At 63.9% G+C, this 18,848-nt stretch carries 18 protein-coding genes; 5 read left to right on the plus strand and 13 right to left on the minus strand.

All coding sequences use genetic code 11. The annotated features are described in order from the left end of the window. Nucleotides 1-2: 2 nt before the first annotated feature. The 3 genes from cckA (at nt 3) to atzF (ending at nt 5,359) form a co-directional block, all read left to right on the plus strand. Nucleotides 3-2,588 (plus strand): cell cycle histidine kinase CckA, encoded by a 2,586-nt coding sequence (cckA, locus tag XI06_RS03650; RefSeq protein WP_237865621.1) that lies wholly within the window; start codon nt 3-5, stop codon nt 2,586-2,588. A gap of 215 nt (nt 2,589-2,803) precedes the next feature. Next, a complete protein-coding gene (locus XI06_RS03655) occupies nt 2,804-3,802 on the plus strand; it encodes a Tim44 domain-containing protein (protein WP_237865623.1) in 999 nt (332 codons plus the stop codon). A gap of 171 nt (nt 3,803-3,973) precedes the next feature. After that, nucleotides 3,974-5,359 (plus strand): allophanate hydrolase, encoded by a 1,386-nt coding sequence (gene atzF, locus XI06_RS03660; protein WP_237865625.1) that lies wholly within the window; start codon nt 3,974-3,976, stop codon nt 5,357-5,359. A 10-nt stretch (nt 5,360-5,369) separates the two neighbouring features. On the opposite strand, the gene XI06_RS03665 is transcribed toward atzF, so the two are convergent. The 4 genes from XI06_RS03665 to XI06_RS03680 form a co-directional block, all read right to left on the minus strand. After that, a complete protein-coding gene (locus tag XI06_RS03665; RefSeq protein ID WP_237865627.1) occupies nt 5,370-6,095 on the minus strand; it encodes a Crp/Fnr family transcriptional regulator in 726 nt (241 codons plus the stop codon). Nucleotides 6,096-6,184: 89 nt separating this feature from the next. Next, entirely contained in the window at nt 6,185-7,024 is an 840-nt protein-coding gene (locus XI06_RS03670; protein ID WP_237865629.1) for an ABC transporter ATP-binding protein, read from the minus strand. A 20-nt stretch (nt 7,025-7,044) separates the two neighbouring features. Continuing rightward, nucleotides 7,045-7,893 carry an ABC transporter permease gene (locus tag XI06_RS03675; RefSeq protein ID WP_237865630.1) on the minus strand — a complete coding sequence of 283 codons (849 nt, stop codon included), beginning with the start codon at nt 7,891-7,893 and terminating at the stop codon, nt 7,045-7,047. Beyond that, nucleotides 7,884-8,885 carry an NrtA/SsuA/CpmA family ABC transporter substrate-binding protein gene (locus XI06_RS03680; protein WP_237865637.1) on the minus strand — a complete coding sequence of 334 codons (1,002 nt, stop codon included), beginning with the start codon at nt 8,883-8,885 and terminating at the stop codon, nt 7,884-7,886. The genes XI06_RS03675 and XI06_RS03680 overlap by 10 nt, the downstream gene beginning before the upstream one ends. Before the next feature lie 287 nt (nt 8,886-9,172). Between XI06_RS03680 and XI06_RS03685 the strand changes: the two genes are divergently transcribed. Beyond that, entirely contained in the window at nt 9,173-9,880 is a 708-nt protein-coding gene (locus tag XI06_RS03685; protein ID WP_237865638.1) for a glutathione S-transferase, read from the plus strand. A 366-nt stretch (nt 9,881-10,246) separates the two neighbouring features. On the opposite strand, the gene XI06_RS03690 is transcribed toward XI06_RS03685, so the two are convergent. The 4 genes from XI06_RS03690 to XI06_RS03705 form a co-directional block, all read right to left on the minus strand. Continuing rightward, nucleotides 10,247-10,921 carry a methyltransferase family protein gene (locus tag XI06_RS03690; protein ID WP_237865639.1) on the minus strand — a complete coding sequence of 225 codons (675 nt, stop codon included), beginning with the start codon at nt 10,919-10,921 and terminating at the stop codon, nt 10,247-10,249. A 79-nt stretch (nt 10,922-11,000) separates the two neighbouring features. Continuing rightward, on the minus strand, nt 11,001-12,116 hold the full coding sequence (locus tag XI06_RS03695; protein ID WP_237865640.1) for a helix-turn-helix transcriptional regulator: 1,116 nt from the start codon (nt 12,114-12,116) through the stop codon (nt 11,001-11,003). Between the two features lie 328 nt (nt 12,117-12,444). Next, nucleotides 12,445-12,618 carry a hypothetical protein gene (locus tag XI06_RS03700; protein ID WP_237865641.1) on the minus strand — a complete coding sequence of 58 codons (174 nt, stop codon included), beginning with the start codon at nt 12,616-12,618 and terminating at the stop codon, nt 12,445-12,447. A 104-nt stretch (nt 12,619-12,722) separates the two neighbouring features. Then, nucleotides 12,723-13,202 carry a hypothetical protein gene (locus XI06_RS03705; protein WP_237865790.1) on the minus strand — a complete coding sequence of 160 codons (480 nt, stop codon included), beginning with the start codon at nt 13,200-13,202 and terminating at the stop codon, nt 12,723-12,725. Nucleotides 13,203-13,451: 249 nt separating this feature from the next. Between XI06_RS03705 and XI06_RS03710 the strand changes: the two genes are divergently transcribed. Further along, nucleotides 13,452-15,107 (plus strand): fumarate hydratase, encoded by a 1,656-nt coding sequence (locus XI06_RS03710; RefSeq protein ID WP_237891163.1) that lies wholly within the window; start codon nt 13,452-13,454, stop codon nt 15,105-15,107. Between the two features lie 156 nt (nt 15,108-15,263). On the opposite strand, the gene XI06_RS03715 is transcribed toward XI06_RS03710, so the two are convergent. From XI06_RS03715 to XI06_RS03735, 5 genes are all read right to left on the minus strand, one after another. Beyond that, nucleotides 15,264-15,560: a hypothetical protein gene (locus tag XI06_RS03715; protein WP_237865643.1), complete on the minus strand. Its 297-nt coding sequence runs from the start codon at nt 15,558-15,560 to the stop codon at nt 15,264-15,266. A 121-nt stretch (nt 15,561-15,681) separates the two neighbouring features. Further along, the gene (locus tag XI06_RS03720; RefSeq protein WP_237865644.1) at nt 15,682-16,236 is read right to left on the minus strand and encodes an inner membrane-spanning protein YciB; all 555 of its coding nucleotides are present in this window, start codon (nt 16,234-16,236) and stop codon (nt 15,682-15,684) included. A 13-nt stretch (nt 16,237-16,249) separates the two neighbouring features. After that, on the minus strand, nt 16,250-16,822 hold the full coding sequence (locus tag XI06_RS03725) for a hypothetical protein (protein WP_237865645.1): 573 nt from the start codon (nt 16,820-16,822) through the stop codon (nt 16,250-16,252). Nucleotides 16,823-16,897: 75 nt separating this feature from the next. Continuing rightward, nucleotides 16,898-17,380 carry an MAPEG family protein gene (locus XI06_RS03730; protein ID WP_237865646.1) on the minus strand — a complete coding sequence of 161 codons (483 nt, stop codon included), beginning with the start codon at nt 17,378-17,380 and terminating at the stop codon, nt 16,898-16,900. A gap of 42 nt (nt 17,381-17,422) precedes the next feature. Next, nucleotides 17,423-18,820 carry a carotenoid oxygenase family protein gene (locus XI06_RS03735; protein ID WP_237872679.1) on the minus strand — a complete coding sequence of 466 codons (1,398 nt, stop codon included), beginning with the start codon at nt 18,818-18,820 and terminating at the stop codon, nt 17,423-17,425. Nucleotides 18,821-18,848 lie beyond the last annotated feature (28 nt).

The raw sequence follows: 18,848 nt of genomic DNA on the forward strand, positions 1-18,848 counted from the left end.
AAATGACCGCCGAGACCGACCACGATCTGTCACGCGAGCCCGTTGCGGCGCACGAGCCGTCGCCGCGCTCGGGCAGCATTGCGCTGGTGCTACTGGTGGCCACCGGCCTCGTCGCCGTCGCCGTCGGCCTGATGACGCTCGGGCGCGCGCAGGCGCAGCCCTATATCCTCGGCATCCTCGCCGTGCTGGCGATGATCGGCCTGTTCAACCTGTTCGCCTTCGCGGCCGGAATCATCCGCTTCGCCGACCGTAATCTCGACGATCCCATCATCGGCCGCATCTCCGACCATGCCTTCGACGGCCTGGCGGTGACCGATCCGCGCGGTCATGTGGTCTATTCCAACGCGGCCTATCTGACGCTGACCGGTGCCGCCGGCCCGCAGGACGTGCGCCCCGTCGAGCGCGTCTTTATCGGCAATCCTGACGTTTCCGAAGCTGTGTTCCGCCTGTTGAAAGCCGCGCGTGAAGGAAAACGGCAACAGGAGGAGGTGCGCATTTCCGGCCAGGACGGCAGCCACGGGCGCTGGCTGCGCATGCGGGTGCGTCCGCTCGGCACCGGCAAGCGCGAGGCCAAATATGCGGTGTGGTCGATTGCCGACATCACCCGCGACCGCGAGCGCCAGGAAGACGTGTTTCAGGAGCTTCAGCACGCGATCGAATATCTCGATCACGCGCCGTGCGGCTTCTTCTCGGTCAATCCCGCCGGTGAGCTCGCTTATGTCAACGCGACGCTGGCGAACTGGCTCGACTATGATCTCGCCGAGATCGGCTCGGGCGGCCTGAAGCTCGCCGACATCGTCTCGGGCGACGGCGCTTCGCTGCTCTCGTCGATCGTGGCGGTGCCGGGCGAGGTGAAGACGGAAGTCTTCGACATCGATCTGCGCATGCGCACCGGCAAGACCATGCCGGTCCGGCTCTATCACAAGCTCGCCTTCGGCGCCGACGGTGCGCCGGGACCGTCGCGCACGCTGGTCATCAGCCGCGCCCGCGACGAGCGCAGCGATCCCGATCGCGCCGCCGAAGTACGCTTCATGCGCTTCTTCGACCACACGCCGATGGCGATCGCCACCGTCGATCGCGGCGGTAACGTCGTGCGGGCGAATGCGCGCTATGCCAAGCTCGCGCAGGGCCTCGGGCTCGACAGCGCCTCCAAGTCGATCTTCCGTGCGGTCAATGCGCGCGATCGGCACCTGCTGATCGCGGCGATCAATCAGGCCGCCGAAAACCAGGCCGACATTGCGCCGGTCGAGGTGGCGCTGGAAGGAGCCAAGGAACGCTGGGGCCAGTTCTTCGTCACGCCCGTCGATGCGGCCGAGAACGATGCGGAAGCCGCGATCGTCCACATGCTCGAGACCACCGAGCGGCGCGCGCTGGAAAATCAGATCAACCAGTCGCAGAAGATGGAGACGGTCGGCCAGCTCGCTGGCGGCATCGCTCACGACTTCAACAACGTGCTCTCCGCCATCATGATGGCGAACGACTTCCTGCTGAACGCGCACAAGCCGACCGATCCGTCGTTCCAGGACATCATGCAGATCAAGCAGAATGCCACGCGCGCTGCGACGCTGGTGCGGCAACTGCTCGCCTTCTCGCGGCGGCAGACGCTGCGGCCGCAGGTGCTCGATCTCGGCGATGCGCTGTCGGATCTCACCATGCTGCTGCGCCGGCTGATCGGCGAGAAGGTCAAGCTCGACCTGATCCACGGCCGCGATCTCTGGCCGGTCAAGGTCGACGTCTCCCAGTTCGAGCAGGTCATCGTCAATCTCGCGGTGAACGCGCGCGACGCCATGCCCGATGGCGGCAAGCTGATCATCCGCACCGCCAATGTCGCCACTGAAGAGGCGGGCAAGCTCGCCTATAAGGGCATGCCAGCGGCGGATTATGTGCGCATCGAGGTGGCCGACACCGGCACCGGCATTCCCGCTGATATCCGCGACAAGATCTTTGAGCCGTTCTTCTCGACCAAGGAAGTCGGCAAGGGCACCGGCCTTGGCCTTTCGACCGTCTACGGCATCGTCAAGCAGACCGGCGGCTTCATCTACGTTGATTCCGAGCCAGGACAAGGCACCTCGTTCCACATCTTCGTGCCGCGCCATCACGCCGAGCCGGAGGTGCAGGTCGAGCAGCCCGCGGCCGTGGCCGCCGCGACGAACGGCGCTGCCAAGGACGCTGCGCCTGCCGCTGTCGAGGCCAAGCCTCGCACTGATCTCACCGGGCAGGGCACAATCCTGCTGGTTGAGGACGAAGAGGGCCTGCGCGCGCTGAACGCCCGCGGCCTGCGTTCGCGCGGTTACACCGTCGTCGAGGCCGAGAATGGCGTCGAAGCGATGGAGGTGCTGGAGGAGCAGAGTGGCGGGATCGATCTGGTCGTCTCCGATGTTGTAATGCCGGAGATGGACGGTCCGACGCTGCTCAAGGCGATGCGGGAGAAGAACCCCGATATCCGCTTCATCTTCGTCTCCGGCTACGCCGAGGATGCTTTCGAGAAGAGCCTGCCCGAGGGCCAGCAATTCGACTTTCTGCCAAAGCCTTTCACGCTGAGCCAACTCGTGGCGGCGGTGAAGGAGACGATGACGAAGCAGGGGTGAGACCCTGCCGTCGTCCTGGCGAAAGCCAGGACGATTTTGCGGAGATATCGGGTGTTAACAGCCGGTATCCGGCGACCACAGTTTCCGCCGGTTTCCGGCCAAGCCCCCGTCAAATAAGGGCTTTTGCCATATCCCCGCGACTGAGGGCCGCAGCCGGGGGTTCCAAAACCGGCTTCCCTTTTGTAAACGGCTGCCCATCTTACTGGCACGTCCCCATGCCGGGGATTTGGGAAACGAACATGAATTTCTCGCAATGGTCCCGCAGTCTCGTGAAGACGCTTGCCGTCGTCCTGGCGCTTGCGCTGCCGACGGCGCTTGCGATCTCGTCCGCCGACGCCCGCGTCGGCGGCGGCTTCTCGTCGGGTTCGCGCGGTTCGCGGACCTTCTCGGCCCCGCCGTCGACCACGACAGCGCCGGGCTCGACCTCGCAATTCAACCGCACCTATAGCCAGCCCGGCGCCGGCATGAGCACGAGCGCGCCTTCGCGCGGCGGGCTGTTCGGCCGCGGCGGCGGCTTCTTGGGCGGTCTTGCGGCCGGCTTTCTCGGCGCAGGTCTTCTGGGCATGCTGTTCGGCGGCGGCCTGTTCGGCGGTCTCGGCGGCCTGTCGTCGTTCCTGGGCCTGATCATCCAGATCGTGCTCGTGGTGTTCGTGGTGCGGCTGGCGATGTCCTGGTGGCAGCGCCGCAATTCGCCGCAGGCGGCCTATGCCGGCGCTGATGCGGGTCCGCAGACCAACTATCGCAGCGGCCTAGGTGGCGGTCTTGGCTCTGGTCTCGGCGGCGGCTTCGGCTTTGGCGCCAACAGCGCGCCGCTCGAGATCAAGCCTGCCGACTACGCGGCGTTCGAGCATCTGCTCGGCGACATCCAGTCTGCGTGGTCGAACGAGGACGTTGCAAAGCTGCACACGCTCGCGACGCCGGAAATGGTCTCCTATTTCGAGCAGGACCTTGCGCAGAACCGCGCGCGCAATGCGGTCAACAAGGTGACCAATGTCAAGCTGTTGCAGGGCGACCTCGCGGAAGCCTGGCGTGAAGGCGAGACCGACTACGCGACGGTGGCGATGCGCTTCGCGCTCACCGACAAGACGGTCGACCGCAACACCGGCGCGATCGTTGCAGGCAGCGAGCAGCCCGGCGAGGTCACCGAAGTCTGGACCTTCGCCCGTCGCCAGGGCAGCCCCTGGGAATTGTCGGCGATCCAGCAGACCAACTGATCGCACGCAGGACAATAAACGAGGGCGTCGTGCTTCGGCACGGCGCCCTTTTTCTTTGCGCCGCTCATCTCCTGATACGGCCGACCACTTTGCGAGAAGCACTTAATTGCTTGTTGCCCGCGCCGGGCTCCCGCAATTTCGCGCCAGCCAGTTGGAGAAGGAGATTATTCGGTGAGCCAGTCCGTCGCGCGCTTCAGGACAAATCATGACAACGCCGCCACGAATTCGTCCCCGCTGCTGGAGGCGATTGATGCTGCGTATGACCGGATCGAGGCCGAGCGCGACCGCAATTGCTGGATCTATCTCCGCCCGCGGGAAGAGGCGCTCGAAGCATGCCGTAAGCTCGTGGCGCGCGCACGGACCGGCGAACATCTTTCGCTGCTCGGCATTCCCTTCGGCGTGAAGGACAATATCGATGTCGAGGGAATGCCGACCACCGCCGCATGCCCGGCGTTCAGCTATACGCCCTGGCATTCCGCGCGCAGCGTCGAACGCCTCACCGCGGCGGGCGCTATCTGCCTCGGAAAGACCAATCTCGATCAGTTCGCCACGGGCCTGTCCGGCGCGCGTTCGCCCTATGGCCCCTGCGCCTCGGTTGCCGACGCGCGCTATGTTTCGGGGGGCTCAAGTTCCGGTTCTGCGGTCGCCGTGGCGGCAGGGCACGTGGCGTTCGCGCTCGGCACCGACACTGGCGGGTCTGGCCGCATACCTGCCGGCTTCAACAACATCGTTGGGATCAAGCCGACCGTTGGGCTGGTGTCGTCACGCGGGCTGGTGCCGAATTGCCCGACCATCGATTGCGTTTCGGTGTTCTGCAATACCGTCGGCGATGGCGAAGCGATCCTCGACATTATCGAAGGGTTCGACTTCGAGGATCCCTACAGCCGCCAGCCCAGGGCCTTGTCTTTCGCGAGCGGAGCGGCGTCATCATTCCGGTTCGGCCGCATTGCATCAGCCGATCTCGAATGCTTCGGCATGCCGGAATGCGGCGAGCTCTATGAGCGCGCCTGCGAGCGGTTCACTGCGATCGGCGGAACGGCCGTTGAGGTGGACTTCGCCCCGTTCCGCCAGGCCGGGGAGTTGATGTTCAGCGGTCCCTGGGTGGCGGAGCGGCACTCGGCCATCGCTTCGCTGCTGGACATTGAGTCCGGCTCCCTGCTTGATGTCACCAAAACGGTTCTGGGCTCAGCGGGCGGCTACTCGGCGATCGACACGTTTGGCGCCATTCACCGGTTGCGCCGACTTTGTCGCGACGCCGAGTCGATCTTTGCGGGGATCGATGCGCTGGTGGTTCCGACCGCACCGCGGCCATTCACATTGGAGGAGATGTTTCGCGATCCGATCACCCTCAACAATCGCCTCGGCTACTACTCGTACTTTGCCAATCTGCTCGATCTCTGCGGCGTGGCGGTTCCGAATGCGACATTGCCTGATGGCATGCCGATGGGCGTGACTCTGCTGGCGCCGGCGTGGCACGATCGTGCGCTGATCGGACTGGCGCGGCGCTTCGAGGCCAGCGCAGACGAAACGGCGTTCGAATTGAAGCGCAGCGCCTGAAAGGCGGAGTCTATTCCACCTCCTGCCCGAGCATCGAAAGATCCAGGATCGAAATCACGGATCTGTCGTATCGGATCACGCCTTCCTCCTGGAGCCGCGCGAGTTGCACGGTCACCCATTGGCGGGTGGACCCGATGAGATTGGCGAGATCGCCGTGGGTGAACGGCATGCCGACGATGATCTCGTTGTCGCGCCTCACGCCGTAGACGTGCGACAGGAAGATCAGCAGGCTATGCAGCCGCTCGGTCACCGATCGCGTCCCGAGCATCTGGGCCATCGCCGAATAGCATCGCGCCTTGAACGCCAGGGCATCCAGCAAGGCGACGGCGATTGCCGGCGACTCCAGCGCAAGCCGCCGCAGCGCCGGTCCAGGCATGAACGTCAACTGGCTGCGCTCTGCCGCAACCGATGTCCACATGTGCGGGCCCGTTCCGAAGATATCGGGGCCGCCGACGAAGTTGCCGGGAAACCAGTAGGCGAGGGTGACCTCGCGGCCCGATGGCGCCGCATAGTAGCTGCGGATGCGCCCCTCGCTGATCAGGTAGATCCCGGCCTGTGCGTCGCCCTGAGACCAAACCAGTTGGCCGGCTTCCAGCGTCTTCGCGCGCCCGATCGCACGCAAGCGATTGCGATCGACCCGGTCAAGGCCATCGAGCAAGCCAGGCAGCGGCCTGACGAGGTCGTCCGACTCGGCCAGCATCACACCTGCCGCTATCGCGCTGTTCGCCCTGTGCATGGCCGGCTCCACTGTGAGACCCGGCATCGATTATTCAAGAACCATGCCAGCGCGCTACGGCCCTCTCTCGATTGGCGCGTTCGAGGCGATCAGCTCGCGTCCGACTGATTGAACGCCCGCAACCCTTCTGCGCGGATGACGTCGAGACAATCCTTTTTGAGGGAAAGATAGGTTGGCTCGACCATGATAGAACTCGACCGCGGGCGCGGTAGCTTGACCGCGACGTCGCGCAGGATGCGGCCCGGTCCCGCGCTCATGATGAGAACGCGGTCGGCCAGCACGATGGCTTCATCGATGTCATGCGTGACGAATACGATGGTCGCCTTGATCCGGTCGCGCAGCTCCAGCAGATTGTCTTGCATCACCGCCCGGGTCTGCGCGTCGAGGGCCCCGAAAGGCTCGTCCATCAGCAGCACTCGAGGCTGATTGGCCAGCGCCCGCGCAATCGCCACACGCTGTTGCATGCCGCCGGACAGCGTGTTCGGATAGGCATCGGCGAAACGCTTGAGACCGATCATCGCGATCAAATCGTCGGCGATGGCATTCGCGTCCGCCTTGGACTTCCCATGCATCCTGGGGCCATGAGCGATGTTCCTGCGAACTGACTTCCAGGGGAAAAGATGCGGCTGCTGGAACACCATGCCGACATCGGGCCGCGGGGCGTAAACAGGCGAGCCCTCCACCAGGATGTCGCCTTCAAACGGCACTTCCAGTCCGGCGATCGTGTTGAGCACCGTCGACTTGCCGCAGCCGGAGGGCCCGACGATGCAGACGAACTCGCCAGGCGCGACGTCAAAGGACACGCGATCCACCGCGATGGTCTGCCCGCGCTTGGTGTCAAACACGATGCTCAGGTTTGAGACTTGAATGGCGGGTTGCGTCCGCGCCGATTCCACAGAGACCGGCGGGCTTGCCAGGGCCAATTTCACGATCGATCGAGATCCCGACATCAACGCCACCAGACAGTACGTTCGGCAAGGGCCGCAAACAGCCGGTCAGCGATGAACGATATCAACCCGAGCGCGGCGAGCCCGCCCATGACCTGGCCCGTTTGCATGTTCTGCTGCGCAATCTCGATCCTGTAGACAATGCCGGCGAAAGTGCCTGCAAGTTCGGCCGCGACAAGCGTGTAAAAGGAGATGCTGACGGCGGTGCGCAATCCGACCACGATGTAGGGCAGCGCGCCCAACAGCACGATCTCCTGCAGCATCTGCCGCCGCGGCGTGCCGAGCATCAACGCCGCCCGGATCAGGCCGCGGTCGACCTTCTGCACGCCGATGTGGGTCGAAAGCCAGACCGTGAAGAACACGCCCCATACGACGAGGAACAGTTTTCCCGCCTCCGACAGGCCGAACCAGAGAATGACGATCGGCACGAAAGCAATCGGCGGAATTGGCCGCAGGATATGGAAGAGCGGGGACAGCAGGCTCGAAACGACAGGGAATTGGCCGGTGAGGATGCCGAGCAGAATGCCGAGTGCGCCGCCCACGATGAACCCGGTGGTGACGCGAAGGAGGCTCGCCGAGAGATCACCGAGGAATTGTCCGCTTCGTATCCATTCGAGGACGGCCGCGGCAACCACCGTCGGCGGCGGAAACAGCACCATGTTGACGGCGCCGGAGCGGGACGCCAGTTCCCAGAGGCCGACGAACAGCGGCAGCGAAAGCGCACCGACCAGAATATTGAGGCGGCGAAGACGTGCTGAATCCGTCCGCCGATTGCGACCATCAGTGCGGAGAGCAATCTTTTGTGGTGCTGAAGTGCCGTCCTGCATGGCTGTGCGGGTGCCTATTTCCACGAAAGGGTGACACGCTCCGGGGCGATCTTCTTCAGCGGCTCGCTGACGACGACCTTGCTGAAGTCTGGCATCGCCGCTCCCGGAGGGTGGTTGCCGCTCTCGAGGCGCCATGCGGAGTGGGTCTTGAGAATCTCTACCAGCCGGTCGTCGAGGCGCACGCGGTAGACATAGTCGGTCCAGATCGGGGCGAGTTCGTCCCGCTTCATGCCGACCGCGTCCGCCACGACCGTGATCGCGTCATCCTGATGTGCCTTCATCCAGACCTCGGCATCGATCAGTGCGGCGATGAACTTCTCGACCAGCGCGGGGTTGGCGTCCAGATAGGGCCTCATGACGACGATGTTGAACGTCTCGGAGTAGGTGCCTGAAGTATCGAGCTCAGCGACGGCTTCGCCCAGGGCCTTCTTCGCGTTGGCGATGTGGGGCTCCCACGTGTCGATCGCGTCGATGCTTCCTGCTGCAAGTGCCGGCAGCATCTCCTGCGGCCGCAGGTTGACGAGGGTGACATCCTTGGCAGTCAATCCCGCTGACTTCAGCAAAGTCGCAGTGTAAACCTCGCTGCCGGTGCCAGCCGTGAATCCGATTCGCTTGCCGCGAAGATCCGCCTTGGTCTTGACGCCGGCCTTGGCCGCGACGACCGTCTTGAGGTCGGAATATTCCATGCCCGCGACGAAGGCGATGGGCTGGTTTGCCATCGCCGAGGCGGTGACCGGTGCCTCGGCCGTCGTCGCGATGTCGGCGCCGCCACCGATCACGGTATCCAGGCATTGCTTGCCGGACGTGAAGTTCGAGACCGTGATGTCCAGTCCGTTCTTTTCGAAAATCCCCTTCGATTTGGCGACGATCGCAAGGCCGGAGATCGGTCCGAGGTTTTGCGCAAGACGGGCTTTGAGCAATTCTGCGGCCGAGACGCAGTCCGGGCTGATGACGAGGCAGCAAAGCGCCGCATAGCCGGCAATGGCCGAAAGTGGGCGGACGGTGTTCCAGTGCATGACGATTTCCCCTCGCGCCGCGCCCGGCGGCAGCCCCGATGTGATCGCGGATACCGCCCTGAACGGTTCCGCCACAGACTCCCGCGTCCTCCCCTGGCCGATCGCTTGAGGATCAGCCGATATTGGCATGCTCGCCCGGCGTTACGATCTCGGGAAGCAATTAATCGACACGTTCTTTGGGCAACCGGCGTGATGGACTGTCAGCAAGGCAGCGCCGACTCGTCCTGACGGAACCTTCGACCGCATGCTACATTGGGTTGTCGCTCCCACGCTCACGGACCCCTCCCATGAATTACGAGCTCTACTACTGGCCCGAGATCCAGGGCCGCGGTGAATATGTGCGGCTGGCGCTGGAGGAGGCGGGTGCGGATTACATCGACGTCGCACGCGGTCCGCGCGGCAGTGGCGCCATGATGAAGATGATGGAGGTCCACAAGGGTACGCCGCCCTTTGCGCCGCCGTTCCTGAAGGCCGGTAAGCTCGTCATTGGCCAGACCGCCAACATCCTGCTCTATCTCGGCAGCCGACACGCCCTCGCGCCGAAGACGGAAGCGGGCAAACTCTGGGTGCACCAGCTTCAACTCACCATCACCGATTTCGTGGTCGAAATCCACGACACCCACCATCCGCTCGGGCCATCGCAGTATTACGAAGACCAGAAGGCGCCCGCAAAGAAGCGCACCGCTGACTTCTGGGACGAGCGCGTGCCGAAATATCTCGGCTATTTCGAACAGCTCCTCGACGACACCGGCGGTGCCTATGTCACCGGTCGACGCTTGACCTACGTCGATCTCTCGCTGTTCCAGATCGTCGCCGGATTGCGCTACGCCTTTCCCAGGCGCATGAAGGCGTTCGAGAAGAAAATCCCAGGTCTCGTCGGCCTGCACGACCGCGTTGCCGCGCGGCCGAACATCAAGGCCTATCTCGCCAGCGAGCGCCGCATTCCCTTCAATGAGCAGGGCATCTTTCGACGCTATCGCGAGCTTGACGGTTAGAGCGTTTTCGAGCGAAGTGAGCGCAAGTTCGCGTCAAGAAAACGCGTCAGGACAACAGTCCAGCCGGTCCGGACAGGGGCTGGCGGCAGCCTCTGTTCAGGACCGGCCGCTTCGGGCGCGATCGGTCGCCCAAAGATGTCATGGCTCCCGACCGGCGGTGCGCGTCGAGGGCCAGATTGATCGTCGGTCTGATCGGGAGCGGATGCGAGGTCATGCTCGTCGGGACAGGGGGGCTTGCAGAACATCATCGCGTCTCGCGTCGTGCACCCGGATCGGATCAGTGTGCGGGTGCGGCCTTCTGTAGCGAGGCCCGGCTGCGGCGGCATCAGTCGAACGGAGGACGTGGAGTTGTTTCGGCAGTCGCGTTCACCACACTCCAGGCAACAGGCGGTAACGCACGCGTGCAGCATAATCGGCATAGCCTGACAGACCGGCCATGAGGGTACGCTCCTCGATGCCGATGCGGATCGCGAGCAGTACGAGAAAGAGCGGCGCGGTGGCCAGGCCCCACCACGAGCCGAGGATCAGCGGCACGCTGGCGAAGAACAGGATCATGCCGCTGTACATGGGATGGCGGACATGGGCGTAGGGCCCGGTCGAGATCACGCGTTGCGCGCGCTCGGCCTGTAGCTTCACCACGGGCGCGGCGAAGGAATTCTCGCGAAAGACCCACAATGTGAACAGCGTCGAGGCGATGAACAGCACGAAGCCCAGCAACTGCCACGCCACGTTCATACTGGAGGCAAGATGGCGCCGGTCGAGCCCCATCGCGACGAGCCAACCCAGCATCGCCGCGATGAAGGCGACCATGAAGACCTTGTCGGCGGCCGGTTGATCTCTCTGGAGAACGGGCCGCAGACGCTCCGCCAGAAGCGCCGGGTCGATCCGGTAAAGCCACCAGCCGCAGAGCGGGCCAAGCAAGACGGAGGTGACGAGAAACACCCACGCGCCGGGCCAATGCAGCGTGCCGGCGGCCGCGAACAGCAGCGCGCCCATTGCGGCGGTGAGAACAGTGTTCTGCAACAGCAGACGTACGATCATGTTCGATCTGCCTCCATCACGCGCGGGTGCAATGATCACATGCTTCCGGCAAACATAAGGCCGGTGCGGCAGGCGGGCTTCAGATCTTGATGGGCGGCGTGAAGGCCGCCAGCAGCCGCACCAGATCTGCCTGTCGTTTGGTTCCGGTCTTGGTGAAGATCCTGGCGAGGTGAGTCTTGATCGTCGTTTCGGCGACGCCCACGCTTTTGGCCACGTCAGGAACCCCGCCGACCTCGACGATGGAAAGGAATACGCGCAGTTCGGCTGGCGTCAGCTTGAACAGCTTACGGATCAGATCAGGCGCGACGATCGTGTCGAGCGCTGCCTTGCTGACGAACAGGACGGCGCAGGCCTCGTGGCTCGCCCCGAACATTTGCCGGCGCCCCGCGGTCAGTGGCACGAGATGCCCGACATAATACGAGCCATCGCGCGCTGTCAGATGCAGCGAGATGCCCATCGTCGCCCTGTCGCCGTGAGCCGTGCTCGCCAATGCCTGTCGCAGCATGCGATCCGCATTCAGGTCTGATGTCACGAGCCGGCCGTGCACGGCGCGAAGGACGTCGGCTTCCTCGAGAATGTCCCGCGCGCTCGCATTGGAATGCGTGATATGACCGACGGCATCGAGCAGCAGGACCGCGGCGCGCAGGGCGTCGAGCGTGTGGGCCGACGTCGTCTCCAATGCGTTCTGATGCTGTAGCTTTTGCCGGACATGCATGGCCCGTTGCATGTGCGGCGTGATGTAGGAAATTACCTGGTACATCCTGCGATCGACAAGGCCACCGGCCTTCATGATCGAGAGGCGGGACAATCCCGCAGCGGACTTGTCGAGCAGGATATTTGCGGCATCTTCGAGACCTTGCGGTCGCGTCCACTCGTTGTAGAACATGGTCGTCCGGAATTCGTCGACGTCGATCCAGTCTCCGATCGTCTGGATCTGGCCGACTGGCGCGTGGAGCACGGCCCGCGACGGATCGAACGGCTCGTAGGTTTCGATATAGGATTGAACAAAGGCGGGGTCGACGCCGACGGCATGCGAGATCACGGCCTCGCCGGCGGCTCCGATCCGGACCAGACCACCGCTCTGGCCGCCCGCGAGGTCCACGATGCTGCCAAGGGTCGACGTCCACAGGGAATCGTCGAGCGCTGCATCGTAGATGTCCCCGACCAGCGACAGCAGCTCTTCACTCGGTTCCATTGGCGCGTCCCATAAACATATGGATGGGCTTGTTCGGCCTCGAAGATGAGCACGCCGGATGTGGAATTTTGATGAGCCGGATCACACTTCAGGCCGCCGAGATCGCTTGCAGGATCCTGAGAGAGGTCAGCCTGGCGCCGAAAAGGACCTCGCGGTGCGCGCCAATGGCTGCGCGGCCTCGGCGACGCGAGCGAACGTTCGATGCAACGAGAGACGCGCAATGATGCGCGCGGCCGTCGCGCACGAGTCTGGCCGCGCCGTCCGCCAAATGCGGACGCGCGAAAGGCCCGGCCGTCAAGACCGGGCGATCCATCGCAGAAAAGTCAGATCAGGCGAGCTGATCGATCCGGGTGCCCTGACCCGGCGGCAGCGGCGCCGGCGGCGTCGGCTGGTAGGTCGGGTCGTTGTCCTTGGTCTTGGTCTGGTCGTCCGGCTGCTTGGTCGTGTCGTAGCTTGGGACCACGATCGTGACAGGCGGCGGCGCAACGCTGGAAACGCTCATCCACAAATCCTCACAGATTGAACCTGATGAGCCTGCCCTGTGAGGGACGAAAGGTCCGTCAAGCCGATCGTTAAAATGCGAGGGATCTGCGCGAAAAGACGCGCCTACTCGTCCTTCGGCCGCGTGATCGCGATCGCCGCGTCCGTCTTGGTGCGCGTGCATTCCATGTTGAGGCGCTTGTAGCGCATCGTGATCTTGTCACCGCGCAAGAGGCCCATGCGCTTCAGGCAGCGCGACGCCCCGGTCGTGGTGTCGTCCTTCGTCACCGTGAAGATGATCGCGGCCGCGGAGGCCACGAGATCATAGAACTGCGGCGTCGGCTTGCGGTCGCCTTTGGCGTAGAGCTCGTTGGAATAGGCCTGCCCCTGGGTTCGGCAGCCGAGCGACAGCTCCTTCGCAGCCGGGTGGGTGAGGTAGATGATGTTGGCGGCCTTGAAGTTGACCTTCAGCCCGTCGATGCCGCCGGCGAGCTGCTTGGCGATGTCGTCGCATTGGTCGGCACGCGCAGGCGCGGTGAGGGTCACAAGGCCGGTGATTGCGGCGGCGACAATAACCGCGCCGCGAAAGTGCAGTCTGGAAATCATGATGAAAAGCCCCTTGACGGCGCGCATTCAACCGTCGCCGCGCGCGAAGCGCAAGGGGTGCAACCCGGCTCGACCGGGCACGTCTACAGCTATTGAAGGCAGGCGGCAAAAATGGCCGCCAGAGCGCCGAATAAGACACCGAATCGGGATGCCCCGGCCGCGCCAGGACGCCTTCCCTTTGTGGCAAAAAAGCTTAGAACGCTTCTATGCTTAGAGGCCCGCGAGGGCTGCAAAACCCGAGATCGCCCCATGAACGCTCCCACCGCCTTCCCCGACCAGTCCAAGCCCGTCCCGCCCTACAAGCACACCCCGCTGTTCCCGCTCGGCAAGGACGAGACGCCCTACAAGAAGATCTCGTCCGAGGGCGTCAGGGTCGAGAAGGTCTTGGGGAAAGACATGCTGGTGGTGTCGCGCGAGGCGCTGCGGGCGCTGTCGGAAGCGGCTTTCGGCGACATCAATCACTATCTGCGCCCGGGCCATCTGAAGCAGCTCCGCGCCATCCTGGAAGACGGCGAGGCCAGCCCGAACGACAAGTTCGTCGCCCTCGACTTTTTGAAGAACGCCAACATCGCCGCCGGTGGCGTGCTGCCGATGTGCCAGGACACCGGCACCGCGATCATCATGGGCAAGAAGGGCTGCAACGTCATCTCCGACGGTGACGACGAGGCGGCGCTGTCTGAAGGCGCGCGCGATGCTTACCTCCGCCGCAACCTGCGCTATTCGCAGGTCGCGCCGCTCTCAATGTACGAGGAGAAGAACACCGCCAACAACATGCCGGCGCAGTGCGAGATCTACGCCGAGGGTGACGACGCCTACAAGTTCATGTTCATGGCCAAGGGCGGCGGCTCCGCCAACAAGAGCTTCCTGTTCCAGGCGACGCCCTCGGTGCTGACCAAGGACCGGTTGCTCGCCTTCCTGAAGGAGAAGATCCTCACGCTCGGCACCGCGGCGTGCCCGCCTTATCACCTCGCCATCGTCATCGGCGGCACCTCGGCCGAGCTCTGCATGAAGACGGTGAAGCTGGCGTCGGCCCGCTATCTAGATGCGCTGCCGACCCACGGCTCGCCCGACGGCAACGCCTTTCGCGACGTCGAGATGGAGAAGGAAATCCACAAGATGACGCAAAGCCTGGGGGTGGGCGCGCAGTTCGGCGGAAAATATTTCTGCCACGACGTCCGCGTGATCCGCATGCCGCGTCACGGCGCCTCGCTGCCGATCGGGCTTGGCGTGTCCTGCTCGGCCGACCGCCAGGTGCTCGGCAAGATCACCAAGGATGGCGTCTATCTCGAGGAGCTCGAGCACAATCCCGCTCAATATCTGCCGCAGGTCGAGCAGTCGCTCGGCGGCGAGGTCGTCAAGATCGACCTCAACCAGCCGATGAAGGACATCCTGGCGACGTTCGCGAAATACCCGATCAAGACCCGCGTCTCGATGACCGGCACCATGATCGTCGCGCGCGACTCTGCGCACGCCAAGCTGCGCGAGCGGCTGGAGAAGGGCGAGCCGCTGCCTGATTATTTCAAGAACCATCCGGTCTACTACGCCGGGCCGGCCAAGACGCCCGAGGGCTACGCCTCTGGCGCGTTCGGTCCGACCACGGCGGGCCGCATGGATTCCTTCGTCGACCAGTTCCAGGCCGCCGGCGGCTCGATGGTGATGGTCGCCAAGGGCAACCGCGCGCCGGCCGTGCGCGAGGCCTGCAAGAAGTATGGCGGCTTCTATCTCGGCTCGATCGGCGGTGCGGCGGCGAACCTTGCCGAGCACTGCATCAAGAAAGTCGAAGTGCTCGAATATCCCGAGCTCGGCATGGAAGCGATCTGGCGCATCGAAGTGGTCGACTTCCCGGCGTTCATCATCATCGACGACAAGGGCAACGACTTCTTCAAGGAGTTGAATCTGGGCTGATTTGTTTTCACCTCTCCCCGCTTGCGGGGAGAGGTCGGATTGCATCGAAGATGCAATCCGGGTGAGGTGGACTCTCCACGAGTCCGACTGTCACCGTCCTCGCGGAGACTCCCCCTCACCCTAACCCTCTCCCCGCGAGCAGGGAGAGGAGACTTCTTAAGCCCTTGCGCCGGTGAACGGGAAGCTACCCATCGGGCCGATACCCATCTCGCCGTTGATGTTGTTACCGGACACCGTGCCGGTAAATTCGAGCGTCAGCGGCATCGGGTTGGTGATCGAGACTTTCCAGGAGACGCTGTCACCGTTGACGGTGCCGTCGAAAATTTCGGCGGTATTGCCGTCCGCGCCCTGCGTGCCCGTGAGCGTGCCGCCGGCTTCCTTCAGGCTCAGCGTCGCCTGGCGCTCGCCCATCGGCGTCGTCATGGTCAAATTCCAATTGCCGTCAACGGCCATTCGCGTCTCCCGAACATTGTCCCGGCGGGTTGCGACGATCCGCAACCAGTCCTGGGGCGAGGCTATAGCGCAACTTGAGGCCGCTGCCTAACGCGGCCATTTAACGCGTCTTTGGCGGCAGTCAGGCGCGCGCGGCGGCGCGCCGGCGGCTGGTGACGACGAGTCTGAACACCACGTACTGCACGGCAAAAGCGAGGGCCTTGGCGCCGCCCGCGACGGCGGAGATGTAGAACGCCCACAGCTTCAGATCGCCGGTGGCGGCGACTGCGATCGTACCGGCACCGAGCACGAACATCAGTGCGGCCCAGGCATAGCCCGCAGCGGTGACATATTCCGGCGCCGTCTCGACCACCATCGGCGGCATGTAGCGCAGCATCCAGCCGCGCTTGAGCATGATCGCGCCGATCGCGAAATGCGCGATCGCAGGCTTGGCCAGCATGAAACGGGGATCGTTGGTCAGCAGCGTCACCGTCCCAAGCACGATGACGAGCGCGACGCTCGCATAGGTCATGTAGCCGAGCTTGTGCCCCTTGACGCGGGCATAGATCACCTGCGCGAGCGCACCCGCTATCGCCACCGACGTCGCGAGGATGACGTTGTCGGTCGCCAGATAGATCACCAGGAAGACGATGGCCGAGAGGAAGTCGGAGGCGAGGCGGGCGAATACGTCCTTCATTGTCGGTCCTGTCTCACTGTGCTTCCGGCAGCGCGCCATCAGGCGCACCATACTTGATCTGGCGATATTCGGGATACCATTTGGTGAAATAGATCGCGCTGTTGCGGGCGGCGAAGGCGACCGCGAGGCCCGACCAGACCGGCAGACCAGGGAAGTAGAGTAGCACGATGTTGGCGGCCATCATCAGCAGGGCGGCGACGGTCCATGCCGCGGTGATGATGTAGTTGGCGGTGAGGAAGCCGGGCATTGCCGCGGTCTCGGCCGGAACGGACTCGATCGCGTATTGCAGCGTGAAGGGCCGGCGCGCCAGCATCGAGCCGAGCGAGATGACGAAGATGCCGATATCAACCGAGAGTTTGACGCCGAGCGTGCTGAGCGTGGGGTGCAGCGCGAGGAAGAGGCCGATGCCCGCGAACAGGATCGCCGAGCCCGCGGCGAGAATCTTCACCGAGCGGCCGCGTGCAACATCGATCGCGATCGTCGCGATACAGATCGCGGATCCCGCGAACACGCTGACCGTCGCCGACGTCATGAACATCAGGAAGGTGTAAACGCCGTAGGGGGCAAGGATCAGGAAGATCGTCATGGTCGCCTCGGTCGCACTAATCTTTACGATGTCAAGATCGATAGTTCAGTACCGCCGCCGGGTCAAGCGAAATCTTTACAGTGTCAAAATGACGTGAATGACCTGTAAAAATTCAATTGTTGCAACGGCTTGATCCGATATCTCGCCGGCCATGGCGGCCCAGGGCAGGCGCGACAGGATGGTCAGCGCGCAGGACACCAGAAGGCCGATGGTCAGGACAATGCCGCCGACGCGGCAGATCGTGAATCGGAGCGAGCCCGGCGTCGCATACATGCCGAGCGGATGCAGCAGCCGCGACAGCAGGAGCGCGCCCATCAGCAGGTGAATGCGCAAGGGCGATGCGCCCGACATCTCCAGAAGCGCCACCATCAGCGCGATGATCGGGACGTATTCCATGAAGTTGCCATGGGCCCGGATCGCACTGCGCAGGTTCTCGTTGCCGCCGTCGCTGAAGGGCGCCTTGCTGCTTCGTCGCAGCCGGATGACCTGCAACGCGAGCGCGACGTAGATCAGCGCGAGGATGGCGAGGTAGTTCGCCGTGATCGCGGGGACGTGCATGTGAAGTCTCCCTGATGACATCAGCGAAGGAGCAGGGGAGAGCTACTGCGCTCCCACCCAATTGCCGTGGAAGCCGTCAGGCACGCGATGGCCGAGCTGCACCAGCGCGGCGGGGCCGGCTTCGATGTCGGTGGCGTTGAACACGGCGAGGTCGCTGCGGTTCTCCCGCGCGCGCCAGACCACCGCCAGCAGCCAGCCATCGCCCTCTGCGGCATCTTTCGATCGCTCGACGAAGACAGGCTCGGAGATCGTGTCGCCTGCCGGCAGCAGATACTGGCCGAGCCGCTTTCCCGTGCCGTCGACATGAACGATGCCTGACAACGCGCCGAACATCGGCAGCCGCGGATTGGCGCAGGCGTACCAGCCGTGACGGCTCTTCAGGCCGGCGCGGCGATCGTCGATGCGCGGGAATTCGCCGGTGAGATCGTCCAGATAAGTCTGCTGGAAGCGGTCGGTATTGCCGGAGAGGTCGAAGGTCCAGCGGCAGTGACGGGCGCGCGATTTCTCCGGATCGGTCGGCCGGCCGTCGGGATGCGGAAACAGCGGGGCTTGCTCGAACTGCATGACGTCGGCGATGATGCGGTCGCCGTCCTCCCAGGCATTCATGACGTGGAAGACGTAGCAGGCCTCAGCGCGGAACCAGACGATGTCCTTTGCCGTGCCGTTGCGCTTCATCACGCCGACATAGGCACCTTTCTCGGGCTCCCAGGCATAGGGCGGCTTGCCGCTCATCGCGCGCTCCATGCTGCCGGTGAGGGGGAGGATGGGAAACAGCACGTGATTTTCGGTGACGATGAAGTCGTGCACCATGCTGGCATAGGGCGTTTCGAAACGCTCGAAGCGCGTCACCTTGCCGCCCGCATCGATCGATCCGTAGGAGAGGACAGGCGTCAGAGGGCCCGCCGCATTGTAGCCGAAGAACACTAGCTCGCCCGTAACAGGATCGACCTTCGGATGCGCGGTGAAGGCACCGACGATGCGGCTCTGGTAATCGCAATAGCCGCGCGTTGCCAGCGTGCCCGGCTCGATCTCGGTCGGCAGATGTCCTTCCTCGAGCGCGAGCAGCTTGCCGGCATGAAAGACGATGTTGGTGTTGGCGACGCCGCCGTCGGTCAGGTTCGTGGGCGCATCCGGCAGCTTGCGTCCGAAGACGCCGAACAGCGCGCGGCCTGCATCGTGCTCGGCGAGCCATTTTGGGGTCCGGACCCAGCGATTGCGGTAGGAGGCGCGTCCCTCTTCGAGATGAAAGGCGTGCAGCATGCCGTCGCCGACGAACCAGTGCGCGCCGGGCGAATCGAATTGTGGATTGGGGCCATTGCGATAGAGCGTGCCGTTCAGCTCGCGCGGCAATTCGCCGACGATCTTGAGGAAAGGCGCGTCCGCCTCGAACGGGATCGGCGCAATATTGTTGCGGCGCTCGGCGATGGCGTCCTGCTGCACGGCATAAGCCTCCCTATCTTTACATCGT

It is taken from the genome of Bradyrhizobium sp. CCBAU 11434 (genome assembly GCF_028128895.1).
GTDB classification, from domain to species: domain Bacteria; phylum Pseudomonadota; class Alphaproteobacteria; order Rhizobiales; family Xanthobacteraceae; genus Bradyrhizobium; species Bradyrhizobium zhengyangense.

Excerpts from the sequence above, each read along its gene's own strand:
- XI06_RS03680 (WP_237865637.1), bottom strand. The coding sequence starts at position 8,885 with ATGCACTGGAACACCGTCCGCCCACTTTCGGCCATTGCCGGCTATGCG.
- XI06_RS03700 (WP_237865641.1), bottom strand. The coding sequence starts at position 12,618 with ATGAGCGTTTCCAGCGTTGCGCCGCCGCCTGTCACGATCGTGGTCCCA.
- XI06_RS03690 (WP_237865639.1), bottom strand. The coding sequence starts at position 10,921 with ATGATCGTACGTCTGCTGTTGCAGAACACTGTTCTCACCGCCGCAATG.
- XI06_RS03695 (WP_237865640.1), bottom strand. The coding sequence starts at position 12,116 with ATGGAACCGAGTGAAGAGCTGCTGTCGCTGGTCGGGGACATCTACGAT.
- XI06_RS03715 (WP_237865643.1), bottom strand. The coding sequence starts at position 15,560 with ATGGCCGTTGACGGCAATTGGAATTTGACCATGACGACGCCGATGGGC.
- XI06_RS03710 (WP_237891163.1), top strand. The coding sequence starts at position 13,452 with ATGAACGCTCCCACCGCCTTCCCCGACCAGTCCAAGCCCGTCCCGCCC.
- XI06_RS03730 (WP_237865646.1), bottom strand. The coding sequence starts at position 17,380 with ATGCACGTCCCCGCGATCACGGCGAACTACCTCGCCATCCTCGCGCTG.
- XI06_RS03705 (WP_237865790.1), bottom strand. The coding sequence starts at position 13,202 with ATGATTTCCAGACTGCACTTTCGCGGCGCGGTTATTGTCGCCGCCGCA.
- XI06_RS03725 (WP_237865645.1), bottom strand. The coding sequence starts at position 16,822 with ATGACGATCTTCCTGATCCTTGCCCCCTACGGCGTTTACACCTTCCTG.
- XI06_RS03665 (WP_237865627.1), bottom strand. The coding sequence starts at position 6,095 with ATGCACAGGGCGAACAGCGCGATAGCGGCAGGTGTGATGCTGGCCGAG.
- XI06_RS03655 (WP_237865623.1), top strand. The coding sequence starts at position 2,804 with ATGCCGGGGATTTGGGAAACGAACATGAATTTCTCGCAATGGTCCCGC.
- XI06_RS03685 (WP_237865638.1), top strand. The coding sequence starts at position 9,173 with ATGAATTACGAGCTCTACTACTGGCCCGAGATCCAGGGCCGCGGTGAA.
- XI06_RS03720 (WP_237865644.1), bottom strand. The coding sequence starts at position 16,236 with ATGAAGGACGTATTCGCCCGCCTCGCCTCCGACTTCCTCTCGGCCATC.
- cckA (WP_237865621.1), top strand. The coding sequence starts at position 3 with ATGACCGCCGAGACCGACCACGATCTGTCACGCGAGCCCGTTGCGGCG.